15 protein-coding genes and 1 other annotated feature are annotated in these 14700 nt (G+C 50.1%); all 15 genes read left to right on the top strand.

Annotated features, from left to right (window positions below):
- Nucleotide 1 precedes the first annotated feature (1 nt).
- The 15 genes from minD (at nt 2) to ACE5KN_RS26890 (ending at nt 14246) form a co-directional block, all read left to right on the top strand.
- A complete protein-coding gene (minD, locus tag ACE5KN_RS26960; protein ID WP_375528322.1) occupies nt 2-796 on the top strand; it encodes a septum site-determining protein MinD in 795 nt (264 codons plus the stop codon).
- Between the two features lie 161 nt (nt 797-957).
- Nucleotides 958-1800, top strand: coding sequence for a peptidoglycan DD-metalloendopeptidase family protein (locus ACE5KN_RS26955; RefSeq protein ID WP_375528321.1), 843 nt, complete (start codon nt 958-960; stop codon nt 1798-1800).
- On the top strand, nt 1793-2653 hold the full coding sequence (locus ACE5KN_RS26950; protein ID WP_375528320.1) for a M50 family metallopeptidase: 861 nt from the start codon (nt 1793-1795) through the stop codon (nt 2651-2653). Before ACE5KN_RS26955 ends, ACE5KN_RS26950 begins: the two co-directional genes overlap by 8 nt.
- A gap of 259 nt (nt 2654-2912) precedes the next feature.
- Nucleotides 2913-4106, top strand: coding sequence for an Rne/Rng family ribonuclease (locus ACE5KN_RS26945; protein WP_375528319.1), 1194 nt, complete (start codon nt 2913-2915; stop codon nt 4104-4106).
- A 79-nt stretch (nt 4107-4185) separates the two neighbouring features.
- Nucleotides 4186-4268: a sequence feature (ribosomal protein L21 leader region), on the top strand.
- Nucleotides 4269-4280: 12 nt separating this feature from the next.
- Complete coding sequence (gene rplU / locus ACE5KN_RS26940) at nt 4281-4592, top strand: 50S ribosomal protein L21 (RefSeq protein ID WP_355321613.1); 312 nt, start codon at nt 4281-4283, stop codon at nt 4590-4592.
- A 13-nt stretch (nt 4593-4605) separates the two neighbouring features.
- Nucleotides 4606-4932 (top strand): ribosomal-processing cysteine protease Prp, encoded by a 327-nt coding sequence (locus ACE5KN_RS26935; RefSeq protein ID WP_375528318.1) that lies wholly within the window; start codon nt 4606-4608, stop codon nt 4930-4932.
- A gap of 20 nt (nt 4933-4952) precedes the next feature.
- Nucleotides 4953-5264, top strand: a complete 312-nt coding sequence (gene rpmA / locus ACE5KN_RS26930; protein ID WP_305753298.1) for a 50S ribosomal protein L27 — start codon at nt 4953-4955, stop codon at nt 5262-5264.
- A 236-nt stretch (nt 5265-5500) separates the two neighbouring features.
- On the top strand, nt 5501-6286 hold the full coding sequence (locus tag ACE5KN_RS26925) for a Spo0B domain-containing protein (protein ID WP_375533196.1): 786 nt from the start codon (nt 5501-5503) through the stop codon (nt 6284-6286).
- Nucleotides 6287-6299: 13 nt separating this feature from the next.
- Nucleotides 6300-7610 carry a GTPase ObgE gene (gene obgE / locus ACE5KN_RS26920; protein ID WP_375528316.1) on the top strand — a complete coding sequence of 437 codons (1311 nt, stop codon included), beginning with the start codon at nt 6300-6302 and terminating at the stop codon, nt 7608-7610.
- A gap of 177 nt (nt 7611-7787) precedes the next feature.
- Nucleotides 7788-8225 carry an ACT domain-containing protein gene (locus ACE5KN_RS26915; protein ID WP_375528315.1) on the top strand — a complete coding sequence of 146 codons (438 nt, stop codon included), beginning with the start codon at nt 7788-7790 and terminating at the stop codon, nt 8223-8225.
- A gap of 34 nt (nt 8226-8259) precedes the next feature.
- The gene (locus ACE5KN_RS26910; protein WP_375528314.1) at nt 8260-9546 is read left to right on the top strand and encodes a homoserine dehydrogenase; all 1287 of its coding nucleotides are present in this window, start codon (nt 8260-8262) and stop codon (nt 9544-9546) included.
- Nucleotides 9547-9632: 86 nt separating this feature from the next.
- Nucleotides 9633-10604 (top strand): homoserine kinase, encoded by a 972-nt coding sequence (gene thrB / locus ACE5KN_RS26905; RefSeq protein ID WP_375528313.1) that lies wholly within the window; start codon nt 9633-9635, stop codon nt 10602-10604.
- Nucleotides 10601-11521: a prephenate dehydratase gene (gene pheA / locus ACE5KN_RS26900; RefSeq protein WP_375528312.1), complete on the top strand. Its 921-nt coding sequence runs from the start codon at nt 10601-10603 to the stop codon at nt 11519-11521. Before thrB ends, pheA begins: the two co-directional genes overlap by 4 nt.
- Entirely contained in the window at nt 11514-12398 is an 885-nt protein-coding gene (gene ilvE / locus ACE5KN_RS26895; protein WP_375528311.1) for a branched-chain-amino-acid transaminase, read from the top strand. The genes pheA and ilvE overlap by 8 nt, the downstream gene beginning before the upstream one ends.
- A gap of 279 nt (nt 12399-12677) precedes the next feature.
- Nucleotides 12678-14246 carry a LysM peptidoglycan-binding domain-containing protein gene (locus ACE5KN_RS26890; protein ID WP_375528310.1) on the top strand — a complete coding sequence of 523 codons (1569 nt, stop codon included), beginning with the start codon at nt 12678-12680 and terminating at the stop codon, nt 14244-14246.
- Nucleotides 14247-14700: the final 454 nt, after the last annotated feature.

Below are 14700 nucleotides of genomic sequence, written 5' to 3'. Positions count from 1 at the left end.
CATGGGAGAGGCTATAGTCGTCACTTCAGGAAAAGGCGGCGTCGGCAAAACGACGACGTCAGCCAATATTGGAACCGCCCTTGCGCTGCTCGGTAAAAAAGTATGTCTGGTCGATACCGACATCGGGCTGCGTAATTTGGACGTTGTGATGGGGCTGGAAAACCGGATTATATATGATTTGGTCGACGTCGCGGAAGGACGCTGCCGTTTGAACCAGGCTTTGGTGAAGGATAAGCGTTTTGACGAGCTTTACATGCTGCCTGCTGCGCAGACCAAAGACAAAAACGCCGTCACGCCTGATCAGGTGAAGGACATTATCCTTGAATTGAAAAAGGATTTTGAATATATCATTATCGACTGTCCGGCCGGCATCGAGCAGGGGTTCAAGAATGCCATTGCAGGCGCGGATCAGGCCATCGTCATTACTACACCGGAGAACGCCGCCGTGAGGGATGCCGACCGTGTGATCGGTTTGCTGGAGAGCTCTCATGTTGCTTCGCCGAAGCTGATTGTGAACCGTATTCGCAACAGCATGGTTAAATCAGGGGACATGCTGGATATCGACGGTATACTCCAAGTGCTTAATATTGATCTGATCGGTATTGTTCCGGACGATGAGCTGGTGATCAAGGCGGCCAACACAGGGGAGCCCACGGTCATGAATCCCGACTCCCAGGCTGCGATCGCATACCGCAATATTGCCAGACGCATTCTGGGGGATACAGTGCCACTGATGCAGCTTGACCAAAAGCAGGGTGTACTGACACGCTTCAAAAAATTTCTCGGCATAAGCTGATGTCTTCACGATGCCGGACACTCTTTAGTTATCATACTTTCGTTTTCCTCCGGGGCCTCATGGCACCGGTTTTCTTATTTATATATGGAAGATAAGTTCAACATAAGCCAATGCCCGTCCTCATATACATAGTAGCAAAGAACCTCATTGGGGGGCTGGATATGGACAAGAAATCGGGAATTAAACAGCGCAGGGAGGAACGAATCCAGCGGCTGATTGAAATGGGGGGAGCTTCGGCGCCGGCTGCTGAACGCCACTGGACCGGGAAAACACCAGAACCGCCGGGGTACATCAATTTACCGCAGAGTGCCGAGCAGGACCCGGAACTGGTCTGGAAAAAAGAACGAGAGCGTATGCACTCGGCATTCAGAGATGAGCGGGGCCCTTCCTTCTTTACTGCATTAAGGTGGCGTGTCGTGATCAGCTGCATGCTGTTTGGAGCCGTTTGGGCCGTGTTCCGCTGGGATATCCCCTATACGACCGAATCCCGGCTCTTTATTGCGGATGTGCTCAGCCGTGATATGGATATGACTGCAGCCGCGAAGTGGTATACAGAGCATTTTGGAGGGGCTCCGTCCTTTCTGCCAACGTTTGGGGAAGAGGAGACAAGCTCGCAGGAGGCAAGCGCATCCGGCCACCCTGAAGCTCCGCTGGCGGGTACGGTTGTCCAGAGCTTTGCGGTAAGCCTCAAGGGGATTGAAATCGTTCCGGAACGGGATGGCACCAATCCGGTACAGGTGAAAAGCATTGACGCGGGACGTGTGCTGGAGGTGACGCATCATCCGCAGAACGGAACGACCGTGGTGATCAGGCATACAGGGGGCCTCACAGCCGTATACGGCAAGGTAACGGGTACACAGCTTCAAGTGGATGATTGGGTTCAGAAGGGGGAAGCCATTGGACTCATTCCCGTACGGGAAGACGGAGAGCCTGCCACTCTGTATTTTGCCGTCAAGCAGGATGACCGTTATATTGACCCTGCGGATGTGGTAACCTTTGATTAACATCCACGGCGTAAAGCTTGTTCTTCATCCCCTCTTTGTGCTGATTATGCTGGCATCTGTGTTCACCGGACATTTTATTGAGCTGATTACGCTGTTTGCTATCGTATTGATTCATGAGCTTGGACATGCTGCGGCAGCAGCTTTGCTTGGCGTCAGGGTGGTTTCCATTCAGCTGCTGCCGTTCGGAGGCGTGGCGGAAGTGGAGGACAGGGGATGCTTGCCGGCCTGGAAGGAAATCATTATCGCGCTTGCCGGTCCTCTGCAAAATGGATTGATGATTCTGGCCCTTCTGCTTCTTAAAAGCTTTTATTGGGTAAATAATGACTTTGCAGCATATGCGATCCACGGCAATATTATCATCGCTCTATTCAACCTGCTTCCCATTTTACCTCTGGACGGTGGGAAAATTGTACAGGCTTTGCTGAGCCTGCGGCTGCCTTATCATTTGACCTTGCTGTGGACGCTGCGGACAAGTATTTTGTTCAGTGCTTTATTTTGTGTGTATGCGGCTCTTCCGCTGTGGCTGAATACCGGAGGGCTGCAGCTGAATATGCTGGCTGTCGGCATTTTTCTCCTATATTCCAATCTGGTGGATTACCGCAATATTCCATATCGGTTTGTCCGTTTTTTGCTGGGGCGGGATGCTCTGTTTTACCAGCAGGCAGCACAGGGGAATTTTGCCGTTCCGATATTCTCGCTTCCGGTGAAACATTTGGATTCCATATTGCGTCTCTTTAGAAGAGACAGGTATCATATTATATATGTTATGAATGAGCACGGCAAAATCATTGCCGTTCTGCCGGAGCAGCGAATTATCCGGTCCTACTTCAGCACACACGGAGGGAGAACGTGATCGTGCAGCGGCCAAGGGCCGAAAGCCGCAGCTTCTATTCTGCAGTGTATTTTTTTTAAGATCCAGAAAGTATTAACTCCTTGGTATAAGTTTCCCGGAATCGCAAGAAAAACTACTGCTAAACGAGGTCTGTCTTCTGTGAATGTGCGTTGATAGACGTTTTTCTTGTACCCAGGATATCACTCTACAGTTATATAGAAGCAGCTGAAGCTGCCTTGAATAAATGGGGTAGTGCACATTTTTCAAGATAGGAGAAACCATGAAACAAATGATTGTACACTGCAAGCAGAATACAACACAAATGGCTCTTTTGGAGAACGGAAGGCTTGTAGAATATGCGGCGGAGCGTGCCCGTAATCAGGGGACAGTGGGGTCGCTTTTTAAGGCGCGGGTTGTCAATGTCGTTCCCGGTATGCAGGCAGCGTTTGTAGACATAGGGCAAAAGAAAAACGCCTTTTTATATGTGGATGATGTTCTTCACGCCCATCTGGATAAGCAGCCTTCCGTGAAGCCGGCTATTACGGAGCTGCTCAAGCCCGGCCAGGAACTGATCGTGCAGGTGTTCAAAGAAGCGGTTGGGAGCAAGGGGGCACGGGTTACAACCCATTACTCGCTTCCAGGCCGCTGGATCGTATATATGCCTGACGCCGATTACGTGGCTGTTTCCAAGAAAATCGAGCGTGAAGCCGAGCGCACCAGGCTTAAGGGAATCGGTGAAGAGATTCGGCAGGGAGAGGAAGGGCTCATTATCCGGACGGTATCCGAGGACGAGAGTCGCGAAGCGCTGAAAAGGGATTTGGAGCAGCTGAGAAAGCAGTGGCATTCGATCTTGAAGAAAGCGGAGCGGCAGACTGCGCCCTGCCTTCTGCACCGTGATTTGAGCATTGTCCAGCGGTTCATCCGGGATACGTTTACTCCGGAGCAGGATGAGCTGATTATTGACCATGAGGGGCAGGCACAGGACGCGCTTTCCTTTTTGCACGATATGGGCATCTTTGAAGCAAAGGTCCGTGTGCATGACCGGGAAGAACCGATTTTTCAGAAATTTGGCGTTCAGGAACAGCTGGACCGTGACTTTGCACGCAAGATATGGCTTAAGGGCGGGGGTTATATTGTTATCGATCATACAGAGGCCCTCACCGTCATTGATGTAAATACCGGAAAATATACCGGCGGCAGCAATCTGGAGGAAACCGTGACCCGCACCAATCTTGAGGCGGCGGCGGAAATTGCGCGGCTGATGAGAGTTCGGGATGTCGGCGGTATTATTATTATTGATTTTATCGATATGGAGCGTGAAGAGCACCGCAAGGAGGTATTCACCATTCTTGAAGAGGGCCTGAAGCAGGACCGGACAAAATCGTTTGTTGTTGGCTGGACCAAACTGGGATTGCTGGAGATGACCCGGAAGAAGGTGCGTGCAGAAAGTGTGCCGGAGGAGTGGAACAGGTAAAATCTTAAGGGCTTGAAACCTATCAAGTCTTATGTTATACTCAGTGGGTATGTGTACGGCGCTGAGGTTTAGTATGCTGCACATGCTGTAACCGCTCCGATCTGGTTGAAGTGTGTTTCCCCAGGGGAATGCCACCTGCATCAGGCGAGTCTGAGACATAAGGAGGTGCAGACAATGTACGCAATTATCGAAACAGGTGGTAAACAATACAAGGTTCAAGAGGGCGACGTATTGTACATCGAGAAACTGAACGCTAACGATGGTGAAACTGTAACGTTTGATCGTGTCCTGGCAGTGTCCAGCGACAAAGGTTTTACAGCAGGCACACCACTCGTATCCGGCGCTTCTGTAACGGCTACTGTGGAGAAGCATGGCAAAGGTCAAAAGGTTGTTGTTTATAAATACAAGCCGAAAAAGAACTACCATGTGAAACAAGGCCACCGTCAACCGTACACAAAAGTGACGATCGGAAAAATCCAGGCATAAGAGGGTCCGATAAGTGATTATCGTACAGATTAAACGCATGGAAGACGGTAGCATTCGGGGCTTTTCAGTGAAAGGCCATGCGAATTATGCCAAGCGTGGGGAGGACATTGTCTGCGCAGGCGTGTCCGCCGTAACGGTCGGCACTGTCAATTCCATTGAAGCATTGGCCGGAGTGGTGCTTGATGCGAAGATGAGGAACGGCTTTTTGAGCGCTGATATTCCTGATCTTCCGGATGAGGCGGTTCGTTCCAAGGTTCAGCTGCTGATGGAGTCCATGGAGCTTATGCTGCAAGGTATTGCTGAGTCATACGGTGAGTATATTCAAATACAAAATAAATAATAAAGAAGGAGGGGACATTCATGTTGAAATTGGATCTTCAGTTGTTCGCATCGAAGAAAGGTGTAGGTTCCACAAAGAACGGTCGTGACAGTAAAGCGAAGCGTCTGGGCGTAAAACGCGCTGACGGTCAGCTCGTGACTGGTGGAAGCATCCTGGTTCGTCAACGCGGAACGAAAATTCATCCGGGTACGAACGTAGGAATCGGTAAAGACGATACTTTGTTTGCGAAAGTGGACGGCGTTGTGAAATTCGAACGTTGGGGCCGTGACCGCAAAAAAGTAAGCATCTATCCGGTTGATGTCGCTCCGGTAGCGGCTGCAGTAGAAGCTTAAACAGCGGTGTGATTCCGTGACAAAGCCTCCGGCATTTCTGCCGGGGGCTTTTTTAAGATTCCAGACAGTATATACTGCCTGGGACAAGCCTCCTGAAATCACAAGAAAAACTTCCGCTAAATGAGGCCTGTCTTCTGTGAATGTACATCGATAGATGTTTTTTTTACAGTAATCTAACAAGCCCGGGCAGTGTTTTGTGCAGATGGTAATGAACTGGAAAGTAAGTCATGCTATACTTGAAAAGACTGATTAGCCATTTCAAGATCCAGAACGGAGAGAAAACCATGTTATCGCGGAAAAGCTTACCTCTGCTAGCGGTATGCTCAGTTCTAGCTCCCTTGATTCTTGCTCTGCTGGTTCCAGGCCCCGTAACGGTCATCATTCTGGGTGTCTGGGGTGCGGCGGCTGCCACAGCTGGGGTTGAAATGACCCGGCGTCACGCCGAGAAGGAAAATGCAGCGATGAGACGTGCGCTGGAAGAGACAGCGAACACGGCATTCAATCATCACAGGCATGATTGGATGAATGATTTACAGGTGCTGTATGGTTATATCCGGATGGGAAAGCATGATAAATCGGCGGAATATGTGGAAAGAATAAAGGAGCGTGCCGTTCAGGACAGCAGGATATCCAAGCTTGGGATTCCTGCGCTTATATTTTATCTGCACTCCTTCCGGGTAAACTCGCATAGCCTGCGGCTTGAGGTATCTGTTGAAGACCAGCTGCAGCTGGGGGCTGTCATGTCTCCCGAAGACGGCGAGTCGCTCGCTTTGGCAGTAAGGGATACGGTACAGGCATATCAATGTGGCGTGGGCCGGTCGTCCTGGGGAGAAGTGCGCAGTTTGAATCTATATTTCGGCATGGATCAGGGAGATGTCATCGTCCGGTTTGAGGGCAGTGACCTGCCAGCCGATTCGGAAATGCTGATGCAGGTACGGGCCAGGCTGGAGAATCAAAGCTTGCGGATGGAGCAGCTTCCATCCGGACAGACCTTCCAGATTCGGGTGCCGTGCCAAACATAAGGATGGTGTACACATGTTTGTTGATAAAGCGAAGATTTATGTGAAGGGCGGCGACGGAGGCGATGGCCTTGTGGCTTACCGCCGCGAAAAATATGTTCCTAACGGCGGCCCGGCCGGCGGTGACGGCGGCAAGGGCGGGGACGTGATATTCCGGGTGGATGAAGGGCTGCGTACGCTGATGGATTTCCGCTACCAGCGGCATTTCAAGGCAAAACGCGGTGAGAAGGGACGCAACAAAAGCCAGCACGGGGCCAATGCGGAAAATATGATTGTGCGGATTCCGCCGGGGACGGTCGTCATCGACGATGATACCGGAGAGGTCGTGGCCGATCTGACCCGTCACGGACAGCAGGTGGTCGTGGCCAGGGGCGGCCGTGGAGGCAGGGGAAATATCCGCTTTGCTACTCCGGCGAATCCCGCACCGGAGCTTGCCGAGAACGGTGAGGAAGGACAGGAGCGTTACGTTACTCTTGAACTTAAGGTGATGGCTGATGTAGGTCTTGTAGGTTTTCCAAGTGTGGGCAAGTCGACGCTTCTGTCCGTAGTCTCTGCTGCTCAGCCTAAAATCGGAGCCTATCATTTTACCACCATCGCGCCTAATCTGGGAGTGGTCGAGGTAGAGGAAGGCCGCAGCTTTGTGATGGCTGATCTCCCCGGGCTTATTGAAGGGGCTCATACCGGTATTGGTTTGGGGCATGAGTTTTTGAGACATGTTGAACGGACTCGCATTATCATTCATGTCGTGGATATGGCCGGCTCAGAGGGACGCGACCCGTTTGACGACTGGGTGAAGATCAATGAAGAACTGAAGCTGTACAATGCTGGACTGGCCGAACGGCCGCAGATTGTGGCGGCGAATAAGATGGACATGCCGGAAGCCGCGGAGAACTTGGAAAAGTTTAAGGAACAGGTGGCTGCCGTTCGCCCGGACCTTGAGATTATGCCTATTTCTTCGTTGACCCGCCAAGGCGTTAAGGAGCTGCTCTACCGCGCGGCGGATTTGCTGGACCAAATACCGGAAGAGCCTGATGTGGAAGAGATTGCGGAAGTGCAGGAGCGGAAAGTCTACAAGCTGGAAAAGGAAGAGGACGAGGGCTTTCGGATTGTGCGTGAAAACGAGACCTTTATCGTTGAAAGTCCGAAAATTGAGCGCATGATGAAGCGGATGCAGCTCAATTCCCATGATGCGATTCTCAAGCTGGCAAGAACCCTCCGGCATATGGGAGTGGATGACGAGCTGCGCAAGAGAGGCGCCGTGGACGGTACCATTGTCCGCATTGGCGACTTTGAATTCGAGTTCGTGGAAGGAAGCAGTTATTATTAATGCGGGTGGCTCAGACTGGGTCAATTTCTATAAAGAATTATATAGCTGCAAGAAGGTGTCCCTTGTCGGGCACCTTTTTTTCAAATAGGGTAATTACAATAGTCTATTGCCCTCCCTCGTCAGATTGGTTATAATGTCCTCTATATGTATACATAAGTCTCTGAGGAGAGGACGAATGTGAAGGAACGCTATTATCTGGTGCGGGAAGACATCCTGCCTGAGGCTATTGTCAAAACGATTCAGGTAAAACAGCTTCTTGCTTCCGGTGACGTGAAGACGGTACATGAAGCCGCTGAACAGATTGGCTTAAGCCGAAGCGCTTTTTATAAATATAAAGACGGCATTCATCTAATTAATCAGCTGGAACGGGATCGGATCGTAAATATTTCCCTGGATCTGGACCATCAATCGGGGATGCTTTCCAAGGTTCTAGCCATGATTGCGGACTATGGCGGAAATGTGCTGACCATTCAGCAGAGTATCCCCCTGCAGGGGAGGGCCAATGTCGTCATCTCTGTTGAAATGTCCAGACTCAGTGAAGAGCTGGGCAGCCTACTGACAGGATTGCAGGCATTGTCCGGAGTCAAGCGCGTCCGTTTGATCGGTCAGGGATAGGCCGTGATTTTATAAATACAGGGGGAATCAGTGGATGAAACCGGTAAAGGTAGGATTGTTGGGATTGGGGACGGTTGGAACAGGCGTGGTCCGCATTGTGGAGGGTAATCAGGAGGATTTGCGCAGCCAGGTGGGTTCCACGATCTCAGTTGAGAAAATAGCCGTCAAAAATCCGGAGAAGGCGCGTAACGTTGTAGTGGAGCAATCCAAGCTTACGGGAGACCCCTGGGATGTGATCAACGATCCGGAAATCGATGTGATCATTGAAGTGATGGGCGGGGTGGAGAAGACCAAGGAGTATCTCCTTGAGGCGCTCGAGAACGGAAAACATATCGTTACCGCCAATAAAGATTTGATGGCCCTGCATGGAGCTGAAATCTTGGCCAAAGCGCAGGAGAAGCAGTGCGACGTATTTTATGAGGCCAGTGTGGCCGGAGGCATTCCCATTATTCGGACACTGATCGAGGGATTCTCGTCCGATCGCATTATCCGGATTATGGGCATCGTAAACGGAACAACGAACTATATTTTGACTAAAATGAGTCAAGAAGGCGCTTCTTACGAAGAAGTTCTCAAGGAGGCTCAGGAGTTAGGCTACGCCGAGTCCGATCCGACTTCGGACGTCGAAGGTCTGGATGCTGCACGCAAAATGGCCATTCTGGCCACGCTTGGCTTCCGTTCCAATGTGGAGCTTGGGGATGTCAGCGTTAAAGGCATTTCGCAAATTTCCAGCGAGGATATTGCATTTGCCAAAAAGCTTGGCTATGAAATGAAGCTGCTTGGCATCGCGGAAAGAAACGGCGACCAGTTTAACATCAGCGTACAGCCTACGATGGTCAGCCAGAGCCATCCTCTTGCTTCGGTGAACGGGGTATTCAATGCCGTTTACGTTCACGGTGAGGCGGTCGGTGAAACGATGTTCTACGGCGCAGGCGCAGGTGAAATGCCGACGGCAACCTCTGTTGTGGCCGACCTGGTCGCTGTCGTTAAAAATCTGAAGCTCGGCGTCAATGGGTTGAAGGCGATCACTCCGTATAAGCCGAAGCTTCTCACCAGCGATGAAGAGGTGTTCAGCAAAAACTTTATCCTGCTCCATGTGGACGACAAGGCAGGGGTTCTTGCGCAAATTACCCAGGTATTTGCCGAATTCGGCGTCAGTCTGGCATCGGTGGTTCAGCAGCCGAACGAGCACAACCCGAATGCGGAAATTATCATCATCACACACAGCGCCAGCAAGGCAAGCATGCAGAAGGTGCTGAATCACTTTGAGTCGCTGGAGGTCATCCGCAGAATTAAGAGTGTATACCGGGTTGAGGGTTAAAATCCTGATTGTGTTTTTTTATAAGCATTTGGATTTACATTATTTAATGTGATGGTTTGCAAGGCATCGAAGTGGAGGCGGAAGGAATGTTTGATTTACCGGTTATTCGGGCCCGGGTTCCGGCGAGTACGGCCAATCTGGGGCCGGGGTTTGATACGCTGGGGATGGCTCTTAACCTGTACGCATGGATTGAAATGAAGCAATCCGACGAAACTCGGTTTTATTTGCACGGGGATCAGCTTAAGGGTGTCCCTGGAGATAAATCCAATCTGATTTACGAAGTGGCGCAGATGGTTTTTGAGGAAGCGGGAGTATCGGTGCCAGAGCTGGAAGTATCCATGTACTCCGATATTCCCTTGACCCGCGGGTTGGGCAGCAGCGCATCCGCCATCGTCGGAGCGCTGGCTGCGGCGAATGCCCTGATCGGTTCCCCGCTGTCCGAAGCCAGGCTCTTTGATATGGCCACGGCTATAGAGAAGCATCCGGACAATGTAGGTGCGTCCTTGTTCGGGGGAATTATTACAGCGGTTTGGGATGGCATTCATGCCCAGTGCATAAGGCTGGATCCGAATGATCATCTGGAAGTTTTGGTTGTCATTCCGGAGTTTGAGCTTTCCACCACCAAGGCAAGGGGAGTGCTGCCGGCGGAGATCGTGCTGCAGGATGCTGTATACAACATCAGCCGTTCTTCTCTTCTGGTGGGCGCATTAGCCACGGGGAATTTTGATGTGATTGCGGAGGCCATGAAAGATCGGGTTCACCAGCCATACCGGGCCGCTCTCATTCCAGGCATGGCGGAAATATTGCAGGAAGCACCGCGCCATGGGGCGCTTGGAGCCGCCTTGAGCGGGGCGGGGCCGACTCTGCTGGCGTTAGTGGACGGGCGTGCGCAGCGGAAGGCGGAGCTGGAGCGTTATTTGAAGGAAACGATGCAACGCGAGTCCGTCCCAATCCGTATGATGTGGCTTAAGCCTGAAGCGCAAGGGGTGAGAGTGTACACAGGCGGAGAGAGTCAGCATTCGTTTTTGGATATCATAAAGGGGGAAAGCGTGCTGTGACACGTATTGCAGTTTTGCCGGAGGGCTCGGTGTCTCATGAGGCGGTGGATTTCCTGCTGGGCGATCAGCCCTGCGAACTGGTTCACTATCAGCAAATCACGGAGGTTTTCCGTTCCACAGACAGCGGGAATACCGATTACAGTGTCATACCGATTGAGAATACGATCGACGGATCAGTAAGCCTGCATATGGATTGGCTTGTTCATGAAGTGGATATTGCCATGCAGGCGGAATGGGTTTATCCGTCCATTCAGAATTTGATCGGGCATCGAAAGGAATTTCTGGATCAGACAGGGCAGTTGGATTTGAGCAGGATTACCAAGGTTATGTCACATCCGGTCGCCCTGCCGCAGTGTCAGCAGTTCATACGGGAGCATATGCCTCACGCCGAGCTGGAGAGCACAGGCAGTACGGCGGAGGCTGTGAAAATCGTTAAACGGAATCCCGGCAATGGCTGGGCGGCGATCGGAACCCGCTTGGGCGCGGCTACACATCATTTGGACATTTTGGCTGAGCGGGTAACGGATCATCATAACAATTTCACCAGATTTGTGTTGATTGGACATGACCCGATAAAACTGCAGCGCAAGCCGAACGAATACAGGACCAGCGTTCTGATTACGCTGCCTGAGGATTTTCCGGGGGCTTTGCACCAGGTGCTGTCGGCCTTTGCCTGGCGCCGGTTGAATCTGTCGCGGATCGAGTCGCGTCCGACCAAGAAGCAGCTGGGCAGCTATTATTTTTACATTGAAGTGATGGAATCGTTAGAGTCGGTGCTGCTTACGGCGGCTTTTGCGGAAATTGAGGCATTGGAATGCCAGGTCAGAATTCTCGGTTCTTATCCAAGCTATGCGTATGATAAAACATTGAACTCTTGTGAAGAAGCAGGAAAAAGCGGAGGTGTCCTTAATGGCTGAGCAGTGGATTTATTTGGACGGGGAATATGTAACAAAAGAAAATGCGAAAGTATCGGTCTATGACCACGGATTCTTGTACGGTGACGGTATATTTGAAGGCATCCGTATATACAACGGCAACATTTTTAAATGCAAAGAGCACTTGGATCGGCTTTATGATTCGGCTCACTCCATCCAGCTTCATATCCCGCTTTCCCGGGAGGAAATGCTTGAGGCCATGGCGGAAACGATCCGCCGCAACGATATGCGCAGCGGTTATATCCGGCTGGTTGTGTCACGTGGTCCCGGCAACCTTGGTCTGGATCCGCTCCGCTGCCCGAAAGCCAGCGTCATTATCATTGTGGAAGAGCTGTCGATCTATCCGGAGGAAGCCTATCTTAGCGGCCTGAAAACAATATCGGTATCCCAGCGCCGCAATATTCCGGATGCGCTGAATCCAAAGATCAAATCGCTTAACTATTTGAATAACATTTTGGTTAAAATTCAATCCAACTACGCCGGTGTGGGTGAGGCGATCATGCTGAACTCCCAGGGGTATGTAACGGAAGGGTCCGCGGATAACATTTTTATCGTTAAAAACGGGACGGTTTTCACACCTCCATGCTACTTGGGCGCGTTGGAAGGCATTACCCGCAACGCCATTATCGACATTTGCAGCGAGCTTGGTTATCCGCTTAAGGAACAGCCGTTCACCCTGCATGATGTCTATGTGGCCGACGAGGTATTCTTTACCGGTACGGCTGCGGAAGTAATCGCCGCAAACGAGGTGGACGGAAGAACGATTGGAACGGGTGCCGCGGGTCCAATCACTCTGAAGCTGCTGGAGGAATTCCGTAAAATTGTGAATGTGGATGGTTATAAGGTTTGGGAATCCTGATTCCATCGTATGCTGCCTCAGGAGCGGGCATTCTCGCTCCGGGGGCAGCTTTTTTTAGATTGCAGAATCTATACGTTCTCAGCGAAGCTGAACAATTCTGTCATCGCAAGAAAAACTTCCGCTAAATGCGGTCTGTCTTCTTTGGATGTACGTCGATAATGTTTTTCGTATATTTTTTCTGAATAGGGATGTCATTCGCCTACTGCGTGCATAAGATGTTATTAACGATGAGCGGGCACAGGTCAGCCCGTAAACGAAAGTTTAGGAGGTTTTGACACCGTGAAAATACACATCCTCAAAAAAGGGGAAACTTTGTACGAACTCTCGAAAAAATATAAAATTCCCCTTGAGCAGTTGATCAGTGCCAATCCGCATATTACAAATCCGGATGCAGTCGTGGCAGGCACCAAAATCAAAATTCCGTCCCCGGCGTCAGCTGCTGTGCCTGCACCTTCCGTAGAGGTGGCTTATCAGCATAAGGTAAAACAAGGAGACACCCTTTGGAAGCTTGGGAAGGCATGGGGGATCCCGCTGAAGGACATGATTGACGCTAATCCCCAGCTTAAAAATCCTAATGCTCTCATGACCGGCGAGATTGTTAATATTCCAAAAGTTAAAGGCACACAGGCAAATCCCGGACATACCAATGTCTCCGCAAATCAGGCAGGCGAAAATGTGAAGCTGCCGACCAATAAAAAATTTACCGGAGTTAAAGAGGAAAATGCCCCCGACGTGGAAATGCCTTATGAGATGTTCGAAATGCCGGAGATTCCCGAGATGCCGAATATTCCGCAAAAGCTTCCTGAGAATGCAAATGTGATGGGGGAAACAGAAAACAAAGCGAAGGAAAACGAAGCGGCGGAAAATATAAACATCGAAAATATACCCAATATAGAAAACATCTCTAATATAGAAAATATCTCGAATGTAGAGAACTTACCGAAATTAGAGAACATTAAGAAAATAGAAAATGTCGAAAATACAAATGTGGCTATCTCTCCTGAAAATATTTATCAAAGTCCAGGGGCAAATAAGCAGTACGAAATGCCGATTCACCAGGCGTATTCCCCTCCCTATATGGCTCAATCAGAGGTTAATAATATGTATCCCGGAATCATGGCTGAGCATGTCAATCCAAACATGCCTGCGCCAACTGCAGTAAATCCGGCTTACTATAATCCTTATGGTGAAGAAAATAAACCTTATAGTGCCAACATGATGTATTCGAACTATCCCTGTGGAGAAAATTCAGCATTCAAACCGAAGTGGGAAGCTGGCATGGCAGCGCCGGTGAATGCACAATTCGGTGAGCATCCTTATTACACTTATCCAAGTCCCGGTTATATGCCTCCAGCGAATCCTTACACGGCGGGGGAATCCTTTGTCCCTCCAGCTTACCCCAACCCGAGCTATCCGACCTTGCATACAGCTGCTTCCAATATTCCTACGAACACCGATCCATATGTACCTATGACTTATTCGCCATATTCAACCGTTCCATCTTCGCCATATACAGGTGCTCCGTCTTCGCCATATACTGGCGCTTCACCATTTCCGCCGGCTTATCCGCCCGGGTACCCCCAACCGTATGGATATCGTACGGAGCTAAATCAAGCTTCTCCATGGATGGCCCCGCCGCAGGAGGAGCAAATTCAAACCACAGGGTTGGAAAACGAAATTGCATCTGAGCCGGAGCAATCTTCATCGGTTTCTAATGAAAGTACTGCCAAGGCAAAGATCTCGAATAAAAGCAGCAGTTCAGGAAAAAGATTTAATGAGCGAAAAACAGGAAATCAACGAAAACGCTCCGCAAAGCCCAAACGCAAAAACCCTTGGATTAAGGGATAAATACAGTCCTCTAAAAGAACGGAATGCTCCCTTCCGTTCTTTTTATGTTGTTGCATATGTACGACTGAAACGTTAGAGTATCGAAGTTGATCATTTTTGTGGTGAATAAAAGCTTGCAATAGATTGGTAGAGTGTGATATATTCTAATTCCGGCTAAAATGAGTTGATGAGAAATTGTTTGGTAAAACTTTTTTTAAAAAAGTGCTTGCCAAAATGGTCGGAAGATGATAAGATATAAGAGTTGCTGATGCGATGAGCTGAAGCGACGACGAAGTTTGATCTTTGAAAACTGAACAACGAGTGAGAGGATTTCGCGAAACAAAATCCACCGCGAAGGTTTTTGGTACATGTCTATGACTGTATGAAAACCAGAGCGAACATTGAGATATGATATCTCGTCAGATTCAAATGAGCTTAATCGCTCTTTCGATATACTCACCGAATTTGATTCACT

Origin of the sequence: Paenibacillus terreus (assembly GCF_042138595.1) — a bacterium.
GTDB classification, from domain to species: Bacteria; Bacillota; Bacilli; order Paenibacillales; family Paenibacillaceae; genus Paenibacillus; species Paenibacillus terreus.
The sequence above is the reverse complement of the archived record's forward strand: the minus strand, read 5'-3'. Positions and strand labels throughout refer to the sequence as shown.

Bases quoted from the DNA above. Each gene is read 5' to 3' on its own strand.
- thrB (WP_375528313.1), top strand. From the start codon at position 9,633: ATGTTTGATTTACCGGTTATTCGGGCCCGGGTTCCGGCGAGTACGGCC.
- ACE5KN_RS26910 (WP_375528314.1), top strand. From the start codon at position 8,260: ATGAAACCGGTAAAGGTAGGATTGTTGGGATTGGGGACGGTTGGAACA.
- rplU (WP_355321613.1), top strand. From the start codon at position 4,281: ATGTACGCAATTATCGAAACAGGTGGTAAACAATACAAGGTTCAAGAG.
- ACE5KN_RS26955 (WP_375528321.1), top strand. From the start codon at position 958: ATGGACAAGAAATCGGGAATTAAACAGCGCAGGGAGGAACGAATCCAG.
- ilvE (WP_375528311.1), top strand. From the start codon at position 11,514: ATGGCTGAGCAGTGGATTTATTTGGACGGGGAATATGTAACAAAAGAA.
- ACE5KN_RS26945 (WP_375528319.1), top strand. From the start codon at position 2,913: ATGAAACAAATGATTGTACACTGCAAGCAGAATACAACACAAATGGCT.
- obgE (WP_375528316.1), top strand. From the start codon at position 6,300: ATGTTTGTTGATAAAGCGAAGATTTATGTGAAGGGCGGCGACGGAGGC.
- rpmA (WP_305753298.1), top strand. From the start codon at position 4,953: ATGTTGAAATTGGATCTTCAGTTGTTCGCATCGAAGAAAGGTGTAGGT.
- minD (WP_375528322.1), top strand. From the start codon at position 2: ATGGGAGAGGCTATAGTCGTCACTTCAGGAAAAGGCGGCGTCGGCAAA.